We start from the raw sequence: 20,967 nt of genomic DNA, 5'->3' as shown, positions 1-20,967 counted from the left end.
AAGCGCTCTGGAACCCGGGGGCCGGTTTCACACTCCCCTCCGACCCACGCGGTCGGGCGTGTCGCAGTCCCGCTGACAGCGATATCCCTACGGATTTCCCTGCTAAGGGGTCTGCGGCCACCCAAGGCCGCGGGTCCGGGGGAAGAAACCCACCGGGTGCCTGGCCGAGCCACCGCACTGCACTTCCCGAAAGATTCCCGTACGTCCGCCCCAGTGCTGCCTGCGGGTCTTCTCAGACCTTCGGCAGATAAGGCGACGAGTACTGTGGGACTCGCTTCCGGTCCTCCCGGCGGGAGGCGCGCAGCATCGGCACTCAACCGAGCAACCCCGACAGTCTGCCACATGGGACACGCCGGGGGCCAATCGAGCCGTAGAGATTACCCGGTGTGTGACTGAGGTCAAACCGGCGACCGGAGCGTGTTGGCTCGGTGCGGGTCTGGTGTTATCCGTCAATCGGGCGGTGACCTGCTGCGATTCCCACACCTCAGGCGTGCCAGAGTGTTCGGGCACTACTGAGCACGAGGGGGCCCTGGCCATGGCCGGTCACAGCAAAGTCGAGTTCGCGGCAATGTCGCGGCTCATCACCGATCTGAGCACGTGCGCGGACGGCATGCGTGCCGCCATGCGCGATCTGAAGGACATCGGCCCCAAGGGCGCCGGCCACGACGGCCTGGAAGAGGCCTGCGACCACTTCCAGGACAAGTGGGGCTACGGGATCAAGCTGATCGCGGAGGCGACCGGCGGGGTCACCGAGAAGGTGGCCAAGGCCGGCAAGGAGTTCCAGCACGTCGAGGACCTGGTGCGGGCCAAGGTCGGGGCCGTCGAGGTCAAGGGCGTCACGGAGAACGGCGCCGCCCGGTGACGGCGGCACCCGAGCCCGAGGCCGAGCCCGTCTCCGCTCCAGCCTTCCGCTTCCAGGTACAGCCCGAATTCCACGAGATCCCGCTCGGCATCGACGCCGACGCGGCGGCCTTCGACGAGCAGCTGCGGCAGTTCGCTGGTGACTACTGGGGTACGGGCGAGGAGCTGGAGCCGCTGCGCAGGCTGATGACGGTCCTGTACGGGGTCACGGCCCAGGACCTCACGGCTGGCGGCGCGGTCTACCAAGCCCTGGGCATCTTCCCCATCGGCGGCACCGCGGACGGGGTGGAACCGCCCGAGCGCTTCAGCCGCGCGACGCTCACCGTCAGCGTGCGGGAGCTGGAGAACCCGGATCCGCACCTCAGCGCGGCGGGGATCGCCGAGACCCTGGACAAGTCCGCCGAGAGCGGCGAGGTTCAGCCGATCATGCTGCCCGCGGGCCCTGCGGTCGTACATATCGCGGGTACGCGCGCGGTGTGGGAATTGCCGTCGGCGCCGCCCGGGGACCCGAGCGATCTTGGTGGGGCTGCGGGTACTGCCAAGGCCGCCGGGGCCGCGGACACTGCCGGTCCCGCTGATCCCGCTGCCCCTGCGGAGCAGGAGCGCTTCTTCGTACGCATCGAAGTCTGGCTTCCCTTCCCCGACGAGGACCGGCTGCTGCTCCTGTGCCTGAGCACGCCGGACGCGCAGGACCTCTTCCACTACCAGGCGGTCCTCGCGGACATCGCCGACACGATCACCTTCGGAGAGCAGGCACCGGCGGCGTCCGACGACGCCGCGACGGAGCCCGCCGTCTCCCCCCTTGCCGCGTACTGACCGCGCCGAGCCAGTCGAGGAGACTCCATGACCACGCAGACCTACGACGCACTCGGCTTCGACCCCGCTCCGGGGGTGCCCGCTTCCGTACAGAAGCTGGTCACCTCCCTGGAGGCGGCGGGCAAGCGGCTCGGCGAGGCACACGGGACGCTGACCAAGCTGGGGAAGGCCAACGCCGCCTGGGAGGGTCTTGCCGCCGGGGCCTTCACCAAGAAGCTCGGCAGCCTGCCCAAATACCTCGCGGACGGCCACAGCTCAGTGGCGGACGCCTCGCACGCGCTGAACACCTGGCACACCCGGCTGACGGAGTTCCAGACCCTCGCCGCCCGCTACGAGCGCGAGGCCGAGGCGGCCCGGCGCACCCTCACGAGTGCCCAGGGCAGCTCCGACCTCAAGCTGGCGGGCAAGACGTTCGACACCGATGCGGCCCTGCAGGACGCGCAGCGCCGCCTGGACCACGCGGTGCAGCGGGTGAACGAGGCGCAGGGCGACCTCGACGCCATCATCAAGAAGGCCCGGTCCCTCCTGGAGCACCACGACGAGGCGGCCCGCGCCGCGGCCACCATCATCCGCAAGGCCGCCGACCTAGCGCCCGACCAGAGCCTGCTCGACAAATTCGTGGACACGCTCAAGGGCATCGGCGACCAGCTCACGAAGATGGCCGGCGACCTCTGGAAGTGGATCCAGAAGCACGCGGACACGATCTACAAGATCGGCGACTGGCTGGGCCTCGCTGCCGCCGCCTGCGACGTACTGGCCATCGTCTTCTCCGAGACGGTCATCGGCGCGGTGGTCTTTGAGGCACTGGGTCGCGTCCTGAACGCAGGTGCCCTCGGCTTCCACGCGGTCGGATGGGCGGCTGGGGCCAAAAAGGGCTCCTGGCTGGACATCGGTCTCGACGTCGCCGGATTCGTTCCCTTCGGGGACCTCTTGAAAGGCGGCAAAGTCGCCTTTCAAGCCTTCAAAGGCGTGGAAATCTCAGCGGACGCCTTCAAAGCCACAGAGCGGATCGCCGAGATCGCCGGAAAGGCGAAGGATGCCGAGATCGTTCTGGAATCGAAGAAGTTCCTGGGCATGTTCGGTGATGGCAAGGCCGTCTACCGCGCCACAGGCGACGTTAGGGACCGTCTCGCCATGGCCACCGAGCGGGTCTTCAACGACGCAGTACGGTACGAGCGGCCTCTGACCAGCCCCACTCGCTACCTGGACGAACACGTCTTCCCGAAGATCATCGACAACACTCCGCTCAACAAAATCCCCGGCTTGGCGGACGCGGTGAAACTCGGTGAGAACGGCAAGACCTTCATTGATCCCACATCCTGGGTCTCCCGTGGCACCGAAACCGCGTACCGCGGTTACAAGATGGTCGAGTCGGCCGAGACCGCCTTCTCCGACGAGGTGCACGGGAAGTACGAGAAGTACAGAGACGCGATCCAGCACGGGCTTGGAGCACTCGGATGACCACGACGACGCCAGGCACGGGCAACGGCTGGGCGCCCCGGCCTCCCAAGTCGATGCTGCGGGTCTGGAGCCGCTACTGCCTGCAGTGGGTATGGGGCCCGGTGCTCTGGCTACTCGCCCGCATTCCGCTACTCGTCCTTACCCTGCTCGAAGTGGAGGTCCAGCAGTCGGGTCACGGCCGCATGCGCAAGCCGCGCTGGCGCCGACGGCTGTGGATCGACCGGGAGCGGCTGCACCTGGACCGGATCACCGATCCGCGAGAACAGGAGCGAGAGCTGCGCGTACTCCTTGCGGATCACCGGCTCAACTGTCTGCCCCCGCGTCCCGGTGTTCCCGCCCCCCTACCGTGCTCGGGCGGTATTCACCGACTTGGCATCGACGACAGTTACTACCGGCTGCTAGGCGCCCGGCGCGCCTGGGAGATCGCGCACCTCGAGTTCGGCTGGGAGCTGGCCGACGGGGCGGAAGGCAAACTCCCCGGCTGGTTGGATCTGCGGTGCCCGCACAGGTGACGGCGCTCCCTGACCCGGCGCGGTGCCCACCGCATGAGCGACCGGGCCGCGGCGATGAACGGAAGGCAGCATGAATCGCCAGCCGCGACCGTCGGCTCCTGTTCCGCCCGGTTGGGCCACGGCCGCACCACCCCGGTACGCGTTCGCGGTCAGCTCCATCAACCCGATCCCCCTGGGCGAGGCGACGGAACTTCCGCCGGGTCTGGAGATGGCGGCCACGCTGCGGCTGTCGGGCGCGGGCCCCCAGGCGCCGCCGTTGGCCCGGGTCTGCGTGCCGCGAACCAACGCGCCTTTGTCCCTGTCGGCGCCGGTGCCGTTCTGGGTCCAGGGCAGCAGCGGTGAGCTGCTGTGTTCCGTCCACCCCGCGGACTCCGGCGCTTTCGACGTGCACGGCGCGGACGGCGCCCCGCTGGCTCGCGTCACGTACCGGGGCGGTCGCTCCCTGCCCTGGCCCCGGCGCACCCGGTGGTCCGCCGCCGGATCCACCGGCCGGGCCGGGACCTGGTACGCGTGGCTGGGGTACGTGGTGACGTACCCGGTGTGGCTGATCGCCGCGGTGTTCTCGGTCGTGTACGCCCTGATCGAGGGCGACACGACCGACTCCAACTGGAGGCCGCCGACCCGCGTCAGATGGCGAGGGCGTGGCCTCCGTACGGTCCTTGACTACCGGGGCATCACCAAGGTCTACCGCGTCGAGCCCCAGCACATCAACATCCGTATCGCCTACCCGTTCGCTGTCCTGCACGACTGGAGCCGCCGGAGCCGCACTTGAGCAGCGGGCCGCCGAGGTCGCTCACAGCGGTGCGTGTGCGGTACACGCTGCAATGGCTGTGGTTCCCGCTGCTCTGGGCACTGTGGCTGGCGCCCTGGCTGGTCCTGGTGTTCCTGTACTTCGTGTCCCTCCCCTTCACCTTCCTCTGGGACCTCGACGCGCCGGGCATGCCCGGCACAGGCCGCCGGTTCCGCGCGCGCCGCCGCATGTGGCTGAACCGCAAGCGGATGCGCCGGGAACGCTCCGCCGACCTCCCCTGGCTGGAGGACCAGCTGCGGGCCCTGTTCGACAACCGGTCACCGGTCCTCGAAGGCCGTCAGAGCAGCGGGACGACATGGCGCCACCGGGACGGCCGCATCGAGATCGACGACAGTTACTACCGGCAACTGGGTGTGGCACGCGCCGTCCGGATCGCGCAGGAGTACGGCTACGAGGCGGACGTACGGGACGCACCGAAGTGGCTGACGTTGCAGCGGCCGCATCACCGATCCGGGCGATCAGGACCGTGAGCTGCGGGTACGCCTGTGACGCAGCAGATGAACAGAACATGTACGCGCATGGAACCCGAATCCCCATTCCCCCCTCTACTCAGGTGAAACACAGAAATGCCTGAGCACCGAAGCACCTGAACAGAGGCGAGCGCACCTACCGACCGCTGCCTCACCAGCGGACGGAGTGAGCGTCACCGTGCGGAAGCGACCTGCGATATTTGGGTCCGAAAAGCCCGTTAGCGGAGCTATATCCCGGCGCACAGGTACCGGAATCTCCCGGCGCGGCATCCTCACCGCCGCCACCGCCCTCGCCGGAGCCGGAGCCCTCACCGCCTGCTCCCGCGTCACCCCCTCCGCCCCGCCGCACACATCCGCCCCGTCCCCCGCGACCGGCCGCCCCGCCGCCCAGGCGGACCGTGCGCTCCAGATGCAGATCCTCGCCCACCCGGACGACGACCTGTACTTCATGAACCCGGACACGCAGCACTCGCTCGCCGCAGGCACCCCGCTCGTCTGCGTCTACGTCACCGCCGGCGAGGCCCACGGCCAGAACAAGTCGCCGCAGGACCGCAATCCGCGCCCCGACAAGGCCGCCTACTCCTCCGCCCGCCACCAGGGCCTGCGCCAGTCCTACGCGACCCAGCTCGGCCTGCCCATGTTCACCCGCTGGGACAACGGCGTCATCCGCCTGCGCAACGGGTTCCAGGCCGAGGTCAGCACCCTCGACCACCAGGGCCGCCGGGTCGAGCTGATCCACCTCGACCTGTCGATGCACACCCCGTTCGGGCACATGGGCGTCCCCGCGCTGTGGCGCGAGCGCGGCCTGCTCCTGCGCACCCTCGTCCCCACGGGCTCCCCGCTGCGCACGGTCCAGACGTACGACTACGACTCCCTGGTCGACACCCTCGTAGCCCTGTTCGAGCGCTACCGCCCCACCCTGGTCCACACCCTCGACCCGGACCCCGACATCCAGCTCAGCGACCGGATCACCGCGATCCGCGACAGCGAGCAGATCGGCTTCTCCGACCACGCCGACCACACCGCCGTGGCGTCCTTCACCTGGGCGGCGCTGATCCGCTGGGCGCAGACGGCGAAGGGCGGCCCACCCGCCTTCGCGACCACCGCCTTCCGCGGCTACTACAACAACCACTGGCCCAAGAACCTCCCCCCGCAGGTCCTCACCCAGAAAGCCGCGCACCTCGTCCCGTACGGCGCCGCGCCCGACTGGGACTGCGGCAACCCCTCGGGCTGCGGCGACTACAACGTCGGCGGCGACCGCCCCCTCACCAACCGCAAGGGCTGGGTCCGCGCCACCCACTACCGCTACCCGGGCCCGCGCCTGGCCCTGCACCAGAACCCTGACGGCGCTGTCACCGCATACGGCGTCCTCGGCCTGCGCGCGGTGCGCTACGACGAGAAGAACGGCGCGTTCGGCGCCCCGGCCGACCTCGGCGGCGGCCCGCTCGCCCCGGTGCTCAGCAGCGCCGCGCTATCGGACGGCCGCCACCTGGTCTTCGGCCTCCGCCTCGCCGCCGTCGAGGGCCGAAACAGCACGAACCTCCGCGAGATCGTCGTCCTCGAACAGCGCGGCCCGCACAAGTACGGCTCCTGGACCAGCCTCGGCAACCCTGAGCCCGACCCCGACCGTGGCCGCCGCATCGGCGTCCCGGTGACGGTCACCGCCCCCGACGGCCGCGTCCACCTCTTCGTACGCAACGCGGACCAGGGCATCAGCACGCGCATACGTGACACCTCCGGCGCCTGGTCAGCATGGCGCGACCTCGGCGGCGGCCCCGTCCAGGACGGTCTGACGGCGGCCATCGGCCCGGACCGCCAGGTGCACGTCTACGCCCCCGGCCACTACACCGTCCACCACTGGACCCCGGAGGGACCGGACCCGCTCACCGGTCTCCCGACCCCCGCCGACGCGATAGCCGTGGCGAACGTCGCCGGTGGCGACCGCCTCTACTACCGCCCGCCCGCCTCCGACCAGCTGCTCTCCCCCGGCGGCCCCGCCGTGAACTTCCCCGGCTACGGTCCCGTCCTCGCCGCCGGCCCCTACCTCGTCGGCACCGACCTGGCGGGCCGCATCCAGCTCCACCACGAGGGCCGCATCACCCACCCGGCCACGGCCCCGGTGACCCTGAACGGCCCGTCCCTCAGCGTCGGCCGCCGGGGCCCGACGATCGCGGGCTACTCCCCGGATGCCCGGCCTTGGCTTTGGCGCCCGACACAGACGCAGGCCTGACCGGCGTACTCAAGGAGCTCCCGGAGGCGTACGCCACGAACTCGGCCCCGGCGGAGCCGCCAACGGCGAACCGAGGACCCTGCACGTTCTTGGAGATACGGACGTGCACCGTGCCTGGCAGCTTGGGCAACCTCGACGCAGTCGCCTTGGCGTGGCGGAGATCGACATCACCTGACCTCCGGACGCCCCCACCGGGCCGCACCCGCATCACGACGGGAGGGGACGTGTCGGTGTGCCCCCGCAGGACACCGCAGGAACCCAGCACAGGACGACCCGCCTATGGCGTTCAGAGGGCGGCGGCACCGATCCGGCCGAGGAGGTACACCGGCACGGCCCCGCCCCCCGAACCATCGAATCGCGCCCCCGCGCCCCGGTCGACCCGGCGCATCGACTGCGCCCCGACGCATGAGACCCGACGCATGAGAAAGGGCCCGCACGACCAAAGGTCGTACGGGCCCTCTCAAAGCTCGCAGGAGCTACCAGGTGTCAAGACCCAGCAAGTAAGCGGACTTACTTGTTGATCTTGGTGACCTGGCCGGCGCCGACGGTCCGGCCACCCTCACGGATGGCGAACTTCAGGCCCTCTTCCATGGCGACGGGCTGGATGAGCTCAACGGTCATCTCAGTGTTGTCACCCGGCATGACCATCTCGGTGCCCTCGGGGAGGGTCACGACGCCGGTCACGTCCGTGGTACGGAAGTAGAACTGCGGGCGGTAGTTGTTGAAGAAGGGGGTGTGACGGCCACCCTCGTCCTTCGACAGGATGTAGGCCTGGGCCTCGAACTCGGTGTGCGGCGTGACCGAACCGGGCTTGATGATGACCTGGCCGCGCTCGACGTCCTCGCGCTTGATGCCACGGAGGAGCAGACCGACGTTCTCACCGGCCTGGCCCTCGTCGAGGAGCTTGCGGAACATCTCGATGCCGGTGACCGTGGTGGTGGTCTTCTCGGTCTTGATGCCGATGATGTCGACGGTCTCGTTGACCTTGAGGACACCACGCTCGATGCGACCGGTGACGACGGTGCCACGACCGGTGATCGTGAAGACGTCCTCGATCGGCATCAGGAACGGCTTGTCGACGTCGCGCTCGGGCTCCGGGATGGACTCGTCCACGGCCTTCATGAGCTCGAGGACCGAGTTGCCCCACTCCTTGTCGCCCTCGAGGGCCTTCAGAGCGGAGACCTTGACGACCGGAACGTCGTCGCCCGGGAACTCGTACTCGGAGAGGAGCTCACGGACCTCGAGCTCGACGAGCTCCAGGATCTCCTCGTCGTCCACCATGTCGGCCTTGTTCAGGGCGACGACGATGTACGGAACGCCGACCTGGCGGGCCAGGAGCACGTGCTCCTTGGTCTGCGGCATCGGGCCGTCGGTGGCGGCGACCACGAGGATGGCGCCGTCCATCTGCGCGGCACCCGTGATCATGTTCTTGATGTAGTCCGCGTGACCGGGGCAGTCGACGTGCGCGTAGTGACGCGTCTCCGTCTGGTACTCGACGTGCGCGATCGAGATGGTGATACCGCGCTGGCGCTCCTCAGGAGCCTTGTCGATCTGGTCGAAGGCCGAGGCCTCGTTCAGGTCCGGGTACGCGTCGTGCAGCACCTTGGTAATGGCGGCCGTGAGGGTCGTCTTACCGTGGTCAATGTGACCGATGGTGCCGATGTTGACGTGCGGCTTAGTCCGCTCGAACTTCGCCTTCGCCACTGGGTCCTCCTGTGGAGTGGTTCTGTACGCCTTGCTTCATCGGCGCCAGGTGATCTTTGCTGGGAAGCCAGCCGCCGGGGATCTTGCCTTATGGGGTCGAGCCCCGGCGGATGGTGTCAAGCCTAAAGCGTGAACTCGGGTGAGTTACTCGCCCTTGGCCTTCGCGATGATCTCCTCGGCGACGTTCCGCGGAACCTCGGCGTAGGAGTCGAACTGCATTGAGTAGCTTGCGCGACCCGACGTCTTGCTGCGGAGGTCTCCGACGTAGCCGAACATCTCCGAGAGGGGCACGAGGCCCTTCACGACGCGAGCGCCGCTGCGCTCCTCCATGGCCTGGATCTGGCCACGGCGGGAGTTGATGTCGCCGATGACGTCACCCATGTAGTCCTCGGGCGTGGTGACCTCGACGGCCATCATCGGCTCAAGAAGCACGGGCTTCGCCTGACGCGCGGCCTCCTTGAAGGCCTGCGAACCGGCGATCTTGAAGGCCAGCTCGGAGGAGTCGACCTCGTGGTAGGCACCGTCGAGAAGCGTGACGCGGACGCCCGTCATCTCGTAGCCGGCGAGGATGCCGAACTGCATGGCTTCCTGCGCACCCGCGTCCACCGACGGGATGTACTCCCGGGGGATGCGGCCACCGGTGACCTTGTTGACGAACTCGTACGACGCCTCGCCGCCCTCGATGGGCTCGATCGCGATCTGCACCTTGGCGAACTGACCGGTACCACCGGTCTGCTTCTTGTGGGTGAAGTCCACGCGCTCGACGGCCCGACGGATCGTCTCGCGGTACGCGACCTGGGGCTTGCCGACGTTCGCCTCGACGCGGAACTCGCGCTTCATGCGGTCGACGAGCACCTCGAGGTGAAGCTCGCCCATACCACCGATGATGGTCTGGCCGGTCTCCTCATCCGAGTGAACCTGGAAGGAGGGGTCCTCCTCCGAGAGACGCTGGATGGCGACACCCAGCTTCTCCTGGTCACCCTTGGACTTCGGCTCGATGGCGACCTGGATGACCGGCGCCGGGAAGTCCATGGACTCCAGGATCACCTGGTTCTTGTCGTCACAGAGCGTCTCGCCCGTGGTGGTCTGCTTCAGACCCATGACGGCGACGATGTCACCGGCGCCCACCGACTCGATCTCCTCACGCTTGTTCGCGTGCATACGGTAGATCTTGCCGATGCGCTCCTTCTTGCCCTTGACGGAGTTCAGCACCGCGGTGCCGGACTCCAGGCGGCCCGAGTAGACCCGGACGAAGGTGAGCTTGCCGAGGTGCGGGTCGCTCATGATCTTGAAGGCCAGAGCGGCCAGCGGCTCGTCGTCCGACGGCTTGCGCTTGACGACCTGCTCCGGGTCGTTGACGGCGTGGCCCTCGATGGCCTCGACGTCGAGCGGAGTCGGCAGGTAGCGCACGACGGCGTCGAGCAGGGGCTGAACGCCCTTGTTCTTGAACGCGGTGCCGCAGAACACGGGGGTGACGGTGGTGTCGCCGCCCTTGCCGGAGGCGATGGTGATGCGACGCACGGCGGCGTGCAGCTGCTCCACGGTGGGCTCGGTGCCCTCCAGGAACAGCTCCATCATCTCCTCGTCGTTCTCCGCGACGGCCTCGAGCAGCTTGCCGCGGTACTCCTCGGCAGCCTCGGTGTGCGTGGCGGGGATGTCGACGATGTCGTAGGCCTCGCCCTTGGCGGCCTCGGCCGACCAGACGAACGCCTTCATCGTGACGAGGTCGACGACACCCTGGAAGTCGGCCTCGGCACCGATGGGCAGCTGCATGACGAGCGGGGTCGCACCGAGGCGGTCGACGATCATGTCGACGCAGCGGTGGAACTCGGCACCCGTACGGTCCAGCTTGTTGACGAAGCAGATGCGCGGCACGCCGTAACGGTCGGCCTGACGCCACACCGTCTCGGACTGCGGCTCAACGCCGGCGACACCGTCGAACACCGTCACGGCACCATCGAGGACACGCAGGGAGCGCTCCACCTCGACGGTGAAGTCGACGTGACCCGGGGTGTCGATGATGTTGATCGTGTAGTCGTTGTTCTCGAGCGGCCAGTGGCAGGTGGTGGCAGCAGAGGTGATCGTGATGCCACGCTCCTGCTCCTGCTCCATCCAGTCCATCGTGGCGGCGCCGTCGTGGACCTCACCGATCTTGTACGACACACCGGTGTAGAACAGGATCCGCTCGGTCGTCGTCGTCTTGCCCGCGTCGATGTGGGCCATGATCCCGATGTTGCGGACCTTGGCCAGGTCAAGTGAAGTGGTAGCCATAAGGCTTCAGTCTTCTCTCGGTCTCGATGTGGGTAGCGACTACCAGCGGTAGTGCGCGAAGGCCTTGTTGGACTCGGCCATCTTGTGCGTGTCCTCGCGCTTCTTGACGGCCGCACCGAGGCCGTTCGAGGCGTCGAGCAGCTCGTTCGTCAGACGCTCGGTCATCGTCTTCTCGCGACGGGCGCGGGAGTAACCGACGAGCCAGCGGAGCGCGAGGGTGTTGGCGCGACCGGGCTTGACCTCGATCGGCACCTGGTAGGTGGCGCCACCGACACGGCGGGACTTGACCTCGAGGGTCGGCTTGATGTTCTCCAGCGCGCGCTTCAGCGTGATGACCGGGTCGTTGCCCGACTTCTCACGCAGGCCCTCCATGGCGCCGTACACGATGCGCTCGGCGGTGGAGCGCTTGCCATTCAGCAGCACCTTGTTGATGAGGGAGGTCACCAGAGGAGAACCGTAGACCGGGTCGATGATGACCGGGCGCTTCGGGGCGGGGCCCTTACGAGGCATTCTTACTTCTCCTTCTTGGCGCCGTAGCGGCTGCGGGCCTGCTTGCGGTTCTTGACACCCTGGGTGTCGAGGGAGCCGCGGATGATCTTGTAACGAACACCAGGCAGGTCCTTCACACGGCCGCCACGCACGAGCACGATGGAGTGCTCCTGCAGGTTGTGTCCCTCACCCGGGATGTAGGCCGTGACCTCGATGCCCGAGGTCAGACGCACACGCGCGACCTTACGGAGGGCCGAGTTCGGCTTCTTCGGGGTGGTCGTGAACACACGCGTGCAGACGCCACGGCGCTGGGGCGAACCCTCGAGCGCGGGCGTCTTGTTCTTCTCGACCTTGTCCTGCCGGCCCTTACGGACCAGCTGCTGGATCGTAGGCACTACTTCTCCGGTTTCTGTGTGCCGAATAGTAAAGCTAACCTGGAACGCCCTCCGACCCACGCGGTCGGGTGTGTCGAATACTGCAGACCCCCGCGACAAGGCGAGAGAGCGGCAGATTGCGGTGACCCTGACCAAAACCGTTGATCTGAAAGCAGAAGCGGTATCGATCCGGACTCGCCGTGCGGTTGAAGACACGCACACGAGCCCAGGCACACCCCAGGCACAAGGTCTGAGCGTACCTACCTCATAGGCTGTGGTCAAAACAAATACCCCACAGCCAGGACACGCCGGGGCAGCTCAGGCGCCCTGGGAGCCCACCGCCGCGATGATCAGGGTGAGGAACAACACGTATCCCACGATCGTCAGCCACCCGAGCACGATCCCGGCCACGGCCATCCCGTCGCCCTGCTCCCCGGTCCGCTTGATCTCCCCGCGCGCCATGTGGCCCAGGATGACGGCGGGAATCCCGGTGAGCCCCGCCGAGAAGAACGTCGACACACCGCACACCAGCGCCCCGATGGCCTTGCCGTTGGTCGGTACGGGCTGCGGCGGCATCGGCAGGAACGTCCGCGGTACGGGCGCCATGGCCTGCATCGGCTGCTGCTGCGGCACGGGCCCCTGCGGCAGATCCGCGACGAGGACGTGCAGCTCGCCCACGGTCCGCGCCTGATACGCCCGCTCGACCCGCTTCTCGTACTCCCCCTGCGGCAGCCGCCCCTCGGCGAATCCGGCCCGCAGCACATCCACGGCCCGCTCCCGGTCCGCGTGCGCGGCGAGCATCGACGACTGCTGACCCTGCGGCGGCCAGGGCGCCGGCTGCCACGAAGAATTCGACACGAGACCACTCCCCCGGGACCCGGACACTTGCGTGCCCCCCATCATGCGTCAGAACGCCGCAGGGCGGCCACCTCCCGGAAAATCCGGAGATGACCGCCCTGCGGTTCAAGCAGCTTCCCGCTTACTGGTTGTACGGACCGTAGTCGTAGTCCTCCAGCGGAACGGCCTGGCCGGAGCCGGTGCCGAACGGGGAGTAGTCGATGTCGTCGTAGCCGACGGCCGAGTACATCGCGGCCTTGGCCTCCTCGGTGGGCTCCACCCGGATGTTGCGGTAGCGGGACAGACCCGTACCGGCCGGGATGAGCTTACCGATGATGACGTTCTCCTTGAGGCCGATGAGGCTGTCGGACTTGGCGTTGATCGCCGCGTCCGTCAGCACTCGGGTCGTCTCCTGGAAGGAGGCGGCCGACAGCCAGGACTCCGTCGCCAGCGAGGCCTTGGTGATACCCATCAGCTGCGGACGGCCGGAGGCCGGGTGGCCGCCTTCCGTCACGACCCGACGGTTCTCGGTCTCGAACTTCGAGCGCTCGACGAGCTCGCCCGGCAACAGCTCCGCGTCGCCGGACTCGATGATCGTCACGCGGCGCAGCATCTGCCGGATGATGATCTCGATGTGCTTGTCGTGGATCGACACACCCTGCGAGTTGTAGACCTTCTGGACCTCGCCGACCAGGTGGACCTGGACGGCACGCTGGCCCAGAATGCGCAGCACGTCGTGCGGGTTGGTGGCACCCACGGTGAGCTTCTGGCCCACCTCGACGTGGTCGCCCTCGCCCACGAGCAGACGGGCACGCTTGGAGATCGGGAACGGGATCTCGTCGCTGCCGTCGTCCGGGGTGACGACGATCTTCTTGGTCTTCTCGGTCTCCTCGATGCGGACACGGCCCGCGGACTCGGAGATCGGGGCGACACCCTTCGGCGTACGGGCCTCGAAGAGCTCGACGACACGGGGCAGACCCTGGGTGATGTCGTCACCGGCCACACCACCGGTGTGGAAGGTACGCATCGTCAGCTGGGTACCGGGCTCACCGATGGACTGGGCGGCGATGATGCCGACCGCCTCTCCGATGTCGACCAGCTTGCCGGTGGCCAGCGAGCGGCCGTAGCAGTAGGCACAGGTGCCGACCGCGGACTCGCAGGTGAGCACCGAGCGGGTCTTGACGACCTCGACACCGTGCGCGACCAGCTGGTCGATGAGCACGTCACCCAGGTCGACGTTGGCCGGCGCGATGACCTTGCCGTCGACGACGATGTCCTCGGCGAGCATGCGGGCGTAGACGCTGGTCTCGACGTCGTCCGTCTTGCGCAGGACGCCGTCGGCGCCGCGCTCGGCGATCGCGAGCTTGAGGCCACGGTCGGTGCCGCAGTCCTCCTCGCGAATGATGACGTCCTGGGAGACGTCGACCAGACGACGGGTGAGGTAACCCGAGTCGGCCGTACGCAGAGCCGTGTCCGCCAGACCCTTACGAGCACCGTGCGTCGAGATGAAGTACTCGAGCACCGACAGGCCTTCACGGAAGGAGGCCTTAATGGGGCGCGGGATCGTCTCGTTCTTGGCGTTCGACACCAGACCACGCATACCGGCGATCTGACGCATCTGCATCATGTTTCCTCGGGCACCCGAGTCAACCATCATGAAGATGGGGTTGGTCTTCGGGAAGTTCGCGTTCATCGCCTCGGCGACCTCGTTGGTCGCCTTGGTCCAGATCGCGATGAGCTCCTGAGTGCGCTCTTCCTTCGTGATGAGACCACGCTCGTACTGCTTCTGGACCTTCTCGTCCTGCGCCTCGTACCCGGCGACGATCTCCTTCTTCGCCTCGGGAACGACGACGTCGGAGATGGCCACGGTGACGCCGGAACGGGTCGCCCAGTGGAAGCCCGCCGCCTTCAGGTTGTCGAGCGTCGCCGCCACGATGACCTTGGGGTAGCGCTCGGCCAGGTCGTTGACGATCTCGGAGAGCTGCTTCTTGCCCACCGAGTAGTCGACGAACGGGTAGTCCTCGGGCAGCAGCTCGTTGAAGAGCGCGCGGCCCAGGGACGTACGCAGCCGGAAGCTGTCGCCCGGCTGGTACTCCGGCTCGCCCTCCTCGACGGCCGGCGGGGTCCAGCCGCGCGGCGGCATGGTGCCGACCGGGAAGCGGATGTCGACCTGCGACTGAAGGGCCAGCTCACCGGCGTCGAACGCCATGATCGCCTCGGCCGTGGAGCCGAACGAACGGCCCTCGCCCTTGGTGTCACGCAGCTCGCCGTCGGTGGTGAGGAAGAACAGACCGAGGACCATGTCCTGGGTCGGCATCGTCACCGGACGGCCGTCGGCGGGCTTGAGGATGTTGTTCGAGGAGAGCATCAGGATGCGCGCCTCGGCCTGCGCCTCCGCGGAGAGCGGCAGGTGCACGGCCATCTGGTCACCGTCGAAGTCCGCGTTGAACGCGGTGCAGACGAGCGGGTGGATCTGGATGGCCTTGCCCTCGACCAGCTGCGGCTCGAAGGCCTGGATGCCGAGGCGGTGCAGCGTCGGCGCACGGTTCAGCAGAACCGGGTGCTCGGCGATGACCTCTTCCAGGACGTCGTACACGACCGTGCGGCCGCGCTCGACCATCCGCTTGGCGCTCTTGATGTTCTGCGCGTGGTTCAGGTCGACCAGGCGCTTCATCACGAACGGCTTGAAGAGCTCCAGCGCCATGGCCTTGGGAAGACCACACTGGTGCAGCTTCAGCTGCGGACCGACGACGATGACGGAACGCGCGGAGTAGTCCACACGCTTGCCGAGCAGGTTCTGACGGAAACGACCCTGCTTGCCCTTGAGCATGTCGGACAGCGACTTCAGCGGACGGTTGCCGGGGCCCGTGACCGGGCGACCACGACGGCCGTTGTCGAAGAGCGCGTCGACGGCCTCTTGGAGCATGCGCTTCTCGTTGTTCACGATGATCTCGGGCGCGCCGAGGTCGAGAAGCCGCTTCAGGCGGTTGTTGCGGTTGATGACGCGGCGGTACAGGTCGTTCAGGTCGGAGGTCGCGAAGCGGCCACCGTCCAGCTGCACCATCGGACGCAGGTCCGGCGGGATGACCGGCACGCAGTCGAGCACCATGCCCTTGGGGCTGTTGCTGGTCTGCAGGAACGCGGAGACGACCTTGAGGCGCTTGAGCGCACGGGTCTTCTTCTGGCCCTTGCCGGTGCGGATGATCTCGCGGAGGCGCTCGGCCTCCTCGTCGAGGTCGAAGGACTCCAGGCGCTTCTGCAGCGCCGCGGCACCCATCGAGCCGTCGAAGTACGTGCCGAAACGGTCACGCAGCTCGCGGTAGAGCAGCTCGTCGCCCTCGAGGTCCTGGACCTTGAGGTTCTTGAAGCGGGACCAGACCTCGTCCAGACGGTCGATCTCGCGCTGCGCACGGTCGCGCAGCTGCTTCATCTCGCGCTCGGCACCCTCGCGCACCTTGCGGCGCACGTCCGCCTTGGCGCCCTCGGCCTCCAGCTCGGCCAGGTCGGTCTCGAGCTTCTTGGCGCGGGCCTCCAGGTCGGAGTCGCGGCGGTTCTCGACCTGCTGACGCTCGACCTGGACGTGCGCCTCGAGGGAGGGCAGGTCGCGGGTACGGCGCTCCTCGTCCACGTACGTGATCATGTACGCGGCGAAGTAGATGACCTTCTCGAGGTCCTTCGGGGCGAGGTCGAGCAGGTAGCCCAGACGCGACGGAACGCCCTTGAAGTACCAGATGTGCGTGACGGGCGCGGCGAGCTCGATGTGGCCCATCCGCTCACGGCGCACCTTGGCGCGGGTGACCTCGACGCCACAGCGCTCGCAGATGATGCCCTTGAAGCGGACACGCTTGTACTTGCCGCAGTAGCACTCCCAGTCCCGGGTGGGGCCGAAGATCTTCTCGCAGAAGAGCCCGTCCTTTTCCGGCTTGAGGGTGCGGTAGTTGATGGTCTCGGGCTTCTTGACCTCGCCGTGGCTCCACTGACGGATGTCGTCAGCGGTGGCCAGACCGATCCGGAGCTCATCGAAGAAGTTGACGTCGAGCACTATGCGTCAATCCCTCTCAGGGTTGTAAGTCTGTGGTCTGAAACGGGGGTCGCGGGGGCGGCGGGGGGCTCGTGGAGAGCCCCCCGCCGGACTCCCGTCAGACCTCTTCGACGCTGCTCGGCTCGCGCCGGGACAGGTCGATGCCGAGCTCTTCCGCAGCGCGGAAGACGTCCTCGTCGGTGTCGCGCATCTCGATGGACATGCCGTCCGAGGACAGCACCTCCACGTTGAGGCACAGGGACTGCATTTCCTTGATGAGGACCTTGAAGGACTCAGGAATGCCGGGCTCGGGGATGTTCTCGCCCTTGACGATGGCCTCGTAGACCTTCACGCGGCCGGTGACGTCGTCGGACTTGATGGTCAGCAGCTCCTGGAGGGCGTACGCGGCGCCGTATGCCTCCAGCGCCCACACCTCCATCTCACCGAAGCGCTGGCCACCGAACTGGGCCTTACCACCCAGCGGCTGCTGGGTGATCATCGAGTACGGACCGGTCGAACGGGCGTGGAGCTTGTCGTCGACCAGGTGGTGGAGCTTGAGGATGTACATGTACCCGATGGAGATCGGGTCCGGGAACGGCTCGCCGGAGCGGCCGTCGAACAGCCTCGCCTTACCGGTCGGCTGCACCATGCGCTCGCCGTCCCGGTTCGGGATGGTGTGCTGGAGCAGACCGGCCAGCTCGTCCTCACGCGCACCGTCGAGACGGGGGTGGCGACGTTGGTGCCGGGGTCGACCTGGTCGGCGCCCGATGCCTGGAGGCGCTGCGCCCACTCGTCGCCGAGGCCGGAGACGTCCCAGCCGCGGCTGGCGAGCCAGCCGGGTGGATCTCCAGGACCTGTCCCGGGTTCATTCGGGACGGCACACCCAGCGGGTTCAGGATGATGTCGACCGGCGTCCCGTCCTCGAGGAACGGCATGTCCTCGATGGGCAGGATCTTGGAGATGACACCCTTGTTGCCGTGGCGGCCGGCGGCTTGTCACCGTCCGTGATCTTGCGCTTCTGCGCCACGTAGACACGAACCAGCTGGTTCACGCCCGGCGGCAGCTCGTCGCCCTCTTCACGGTCGAAGACGCGGACGCCGATGACCTTGCCGATCTCACCGTGCGGCACCTTCAGCGAGGTGTCGCGCACCTCGCGCGCCTTCTCACCGAAGATCGCGCGGAGCAGGCGCTCCTCCGGCGTCAGCTCGGTCTCACCCTTGGGCGTGACCTTGCCGACGAGGATGTCGCCGGCGACGACCTCGGCACCGATCCGGATGATGCCGCGCTCGTCGAGGTCGGCGAGGACCTCCTCGGAGACGTTCGGGATGTCCCGGGTGATCTCCTCCGGGCCGAGCTTGGTGTCACGGGCGTCGACCTCGTGCTCCTCGATGTGGATCGAGGAGAGGACGTCGTCCTGCACGAGGCGCTGCGACAGGATGATCGCGTCCTCGTAGTTGTGACCCTCCCACGGCATGAACGCGACCAGCAGGTTCTTGCCGAGCGCCATCTCGCCGTTCTCGGTGGCGGGACCGTCGGCCAGGACCTGGCCCTCGATCACGCGGGCGCCCTCGTCCACGACAACCTTCTGGTTGACCGAGGTGCCCTGGTTCGAGCGGGAGAACTTGTGCAGGCGGTACGTGGTGTACGTGCCGTCGTCGTTGGTGATGGTGATGTAGTCCGCGGAGACCTCCTGGACCACACCGTCCTTCTCGGCCTTGAGCACGTCGCCGGCGTCGGTGGCGCAGCGGTACTCCATGCCGGTGCCGACGAGCGGCGCCTCGGACTTAATCAGCGGCACGGCCTGACGCATCATGTTCGCGCCCATGAGGGCACGGTTGGCGTCGTCGTGCTCGAGGAACGGGATCATGGCGGTCGCGACCGACACCATCTGGCGCGGCGACACGTCCATGTAGTCGACGTCGTCACCGGGGACGTAGTCGACCTCGCCGCCACGGCGGCGGACCAGGACGCGGGACTCCTCGAAGCGGAGCTCGTCCGTCAGCGGCGCGTTGGCCTGCGCGATGACGAACCGGTCCTCCTCGTCCGCGGTCAGGTAGTCGACGTCGTCGCCGACGACACCGTCGGTCACCTTGCGGTACGGGGTCTCGATGAAGCCGAACGCGTTGATCCGGCCGTACGAGGCGAGGGAGCCGATCAGACCGATGTTCGGGCCTTCGGGCGTCTCGATCGGGCACATGCGGCCGTAGTGCGACGGGTGCACGTCCCGGACCTCGAAGCCGGCCCGCTCACGGGAGAGACCACCCGGGCCCAGGGCGTTGAGACGACGCTTGTGCGTCAGGCCCGAGAGCGGGTTGTTCTGGTCCATGAACTGGGACAGCTGCGACGTACCGAAGAACTCCTTGATCGACGCCACGACCGGGCGAATGTTGATCAGGGTCTGCGGCGTGATCGCCTCGACGTCCTGGGTGGTCATGCGCTCGCGCACGACGCGCTCCATACGGGCGAGACCCGTACGGACCTGGTTCTGGATGAGCTCGCCGACGTTACGGATACGACGGTTGCCGAAGTGGTCGATGTCGTCGGTCTCGACGATGATCGAACGACCGGACTCGCCGATCGTCTCCGTCTCACCGGCGTGCAGCTTCACCAGGTACTTGATCGTGGCGATGATGTCGTCGGTGGTGAGCACACCGGCGTCGAGCGGCTCGTCGGCGCCGAGCTTCTTGTTCACCTTGTAGCGGCCGACCTTCGCGAGGTCGTAGCGCTTCGGGTTGAAGTAGAGGTTCTCGAGCAGCGTCTGAGCGGCCTCGCGCGTGGGCGGCTCGCCCGGGCGGAGCTTGCGGTAGATGTCGAGCAGCGCGTCGTCCTGGCCCTGGGTGTGGTCCTTCTCCAGGGTGGCGCGCATGGACTCGTACTCGCCGAACTCCTCGAGGATCTGCTCGGTCGTCCAACCGAGCGCCTTGAGCAGGACGGTGACGGACTGCTTGCGCTTGCGGTCGATGCGCACACCGACCATGTCGCGCTTGTCGATCTCCATCTCGAGCCAGGCACCACGCGAGGGGATGACCTTGGCGGAGAAGATGTCCTTGTCGGACGTCTTGTCGATGGAGGAGTCGAAGTAGACACCCGGCGAACGGACCAGCTGCGACACGACGACACGCTCGGTGCCGTTGATGACGAAGGTGCCCTTGTTCGTCATGAGCGGGAAGTCGCCCATGAAGACCGTCTGGGACTTGATCTCGCCGGTCTCGTTGTTGGTGAACTCGGCGGTGACGAAGAGCGGGGCGGCGAACGTGAAGTCGCGCTCCTTGCACTCGTCGATCGAGTTCTTCGGAGGCTCGAAGCGGTGGTCGCGGAAGGTCAGAGACATCGACCCGGAGAAGTCCTCGATCGGGGAGATCTCCTCGAAGATCTCCTCCAGACCGGACTTCGTGGGGACGTTCTGTCCGCTTTCGAGAGCCGCCTCGACACGAGCCTTCCACGCGTCGTTGCCGAGCAGCCAGTCAAAGCTTTCGGTCTGCAGCGCAAGAAGGTTCGGAACCTCGAGGGGCTCCTTGATCTTTGCAAAGGAGATGCGCAGCGGGGCGGTGCTGGCGCCGTTGTTCGTATTCGCGGTCGAGGCGTTGCGCGAGGCGGCCAAGAGGGGGTCCTTCCGAGGGCTCGGACTCACTACGCGCGTACCGGTCCCAAGCCGGGCTGTGCGGCCGATCCTCCCCCACCTCGGCCAAAAGGCCAGGTCAGGGCTGGTTCAATCCACAGTGCTCAAGCGAGGGCATGCCCCTGGTGACGGGCAGGGAGCAGCTAACAGGCAGCGCAAAGGGACAGTGTAGCCAGAAGGCCCACTGATGTCCAGTGCGGGTTTTTTGACACCCTCGTTGTTCTCAACCGTTCACTGTCTGCGGCATGCCTTGTGCGCTGAGCGCACATCCTTACTGCCCTCTTCGTCGCCGATCCATGCCTCGGAACCGGATCGGATGTGACGACGCGTCCTGAGAATTGCGCGCTGCGTGCGGTTCGTCAAGGCCCCCTCCTGGCCGAAGAGCGTGGCCCCAGGCACGACGAAGATCACCATACTCCGCGCGAACGGCTGTGCAAGGCACCGTCGTCGGGCGAGCCAGCAACGCCGAAAGGCGACCACCCAGTTGGGTG

13 protein-coding genes and 1 pseudogene are annotated in these 20,967 nt (G+C 67.3%); 7 read left to right on the top strand and 7 right to left on the bottom strand.

Going from position 1 to position 20,967, the window contains the following annotated elements; all coding sequences use genetic code 11:
* Window positions 1-535 precede the first annotated feature (535 nt).
* The 7 genes from N5I75_RS20075 (at window position 536) to N5I75_RS20045 (ending at window position 7,161) form a co-directional block, all read left to right on the top strand.
* A complete protein-coding gene (locus N5I75_RS20075; protein ID WP_476679283.1) occupies window positions 536-862 on the top strand; it encodes a hypothetical protein in 327 nt (108 codons plus the stop codon).
* The gene (locus tag N5I75_RS20070) at window positions 859-1,677 is read left to right on the top strand and encodes a hypothetical protein (RefSeq protein ID WP_476679282.1); all 819 of its coding nucleotides are present in this window, start codon (window positions 859-861) and stop codon (window positions 1,675-1,677) included. Before N5I75_RS20075 ends, N5I75_RS20070 begins: the two co-directional genes overlap by 4 nt.
* Before the next feature lie 27 nt (window positions 1,678-1,704).
* Window positions 1,705-3,138 carry a hypothetical protein gene (locus N5I75_RS20065; protein WP_476679281.1) on the top strand — a complete coding sequence of 478 codons (1,434 nt, stop codon included), beginning with the start codon at window positions 1,705-1,707 and terminating at the stop codon, window positions 3,136-3,138.
* Window positions 3,135-3,650, top strand: coding sequence for a hypothetical protein (locus N5I75_RS20060; protein WP_476679280.1), 516 nt, complete (start codon window positions 3,135-3,137; stop codon window positions 3,648-3,650). The genes N5I75_RS20065 and N5I75_RS20060 overlap by 4 nt, the downstream gene beginning before the upstream one ends.
* 70 nt (window positions 3,651-3,720) lie before the next feature.
* Entirely contained in the window at window positions 3,721-4,422 is a 702-nt protein-coding gene (locus N5I75_RS20055) for a hypothetical protein (protein ID WP_476679279.1), read from the top strand.
* 35 nt (window positions 4,423-4,457) lie between these two features.
* A complete protein-coding gene (locus tag N5I75_RS20050; RefSeq protein ID WP_476679278.1) occupies window positions 4,458-4,931 on the top strand; it encodes a hypothetical protein in 474 nt (157 codons plus the stop codon).
* 409 nt (window positions 4,932-5,340) lie between these two features.
* The gene (locus N5I75_RS20045; protein ID WP_476679277.1) at window positions 5,341-7,161 is read left to right on the top strand and encodes a PIG-L family deacetylase; all 1,821 of its coding nucleotides are present in this window, start codon (window positions 5,341-5,343) and stop codon (window positions 7,159-7,161) included.
* A 510-nt stretch (window positions 7,162-7,671) separates the two neighbouring features.
* Here the strand turns inward: N5I75_RS20045 and tuf are convergent.
* The 7 genes and pseudogenes from tuf to rpoB all read right to left on the bottom strand — a co-directional run bounded on the left by tuf (window position 7,672) and on the right by rpoB (window position 20,458).
* Complete coding sequence (gene tuf, locus N5I75_RS20040; protein WP_361080989.1) at window positions 7,672-8,865, bottom strand: elongation factor Tu; 1,194 nt, start codon at window positions 8,863-8,865, stop codon at window positions 7,672-7,674.
* A 144-nt stretch (window positions 8,866-9,009) separates the two neighbouring features.
* Complete coding sequence (gene fusA, locus N5I75_RS20035; protein WP_476679276.1) at window positions 9,010-11,136, bottom strand: elongation factor G; 2,127 nt, start codon at window positions 11,134-11,136, stop codon at window positions 9,010-9,012.
* 39 nt (window positions 11,137-11,175) lie between these two features.
* A complete protein-coding gene (gene rpsG, locus N5I75_RS20030) occupies window positions 11,176-11,646 on the bottom strand; it encodes a 30S ribosomal protein S7 (RefSeq protein ID WP_119286186.1) in 471 nt (156 codons plus the stop codon).
* Between the two features lie 2 nt (window positions 11,647-11,648).
* A complete protein-coding gene (rpsL, locus tag N5I75_RS20025) occupies window positions 11,649-12,020 on the bottom strand; it encodes a 30S ribosomal protein S12 (protein ID WP_003948652.1) in 372 nt (123 codons plus the stop codon).
* Between the two features lie 297 nt (window positions 12,021-12,317).
* A complete protein-coding gene (locus tag N5I75_RS20020) occupies window positions 12,318-12,800 on the bottom strand; it encodes a DUF1707 and DUF4190 domain-containing protein (protein WP_476679559.1) in 483 nt (160 codons plus the stop codon).
* Between the two features lie 178 nt (window positions 12,801-12,978).
* A complete protein-coding gene (locus N5I75_RS20015; protein ID WP_476679275.1) occupies window positions 12,979-16,878 on the bottom strand; it encodes a DNA-directed RNA polymerase subunit beta' in 3,900 nt (1,299 codons plus the stop codon).
* Window positions 16,879-16,975: 97 nt separating this feature from the next.
* Window positions 16,976-20,458 (bottom strand): annotated as a pseudogene (gene rpoB / locus N5I75_RS20010) (DNA-directed RNA polymerase subunit beta).
* Window positions 20,459-20,967 lie beyond the last annotated feature (509 nt).

This window comes from Streptomyces sp. R818 (assembly GCF_056172735.1).
The sequence above is the reverse complement of the archived record's forward strand: the minus strand, read 5'-3'. Positions and strand labels throughout refer to the sequence as shown.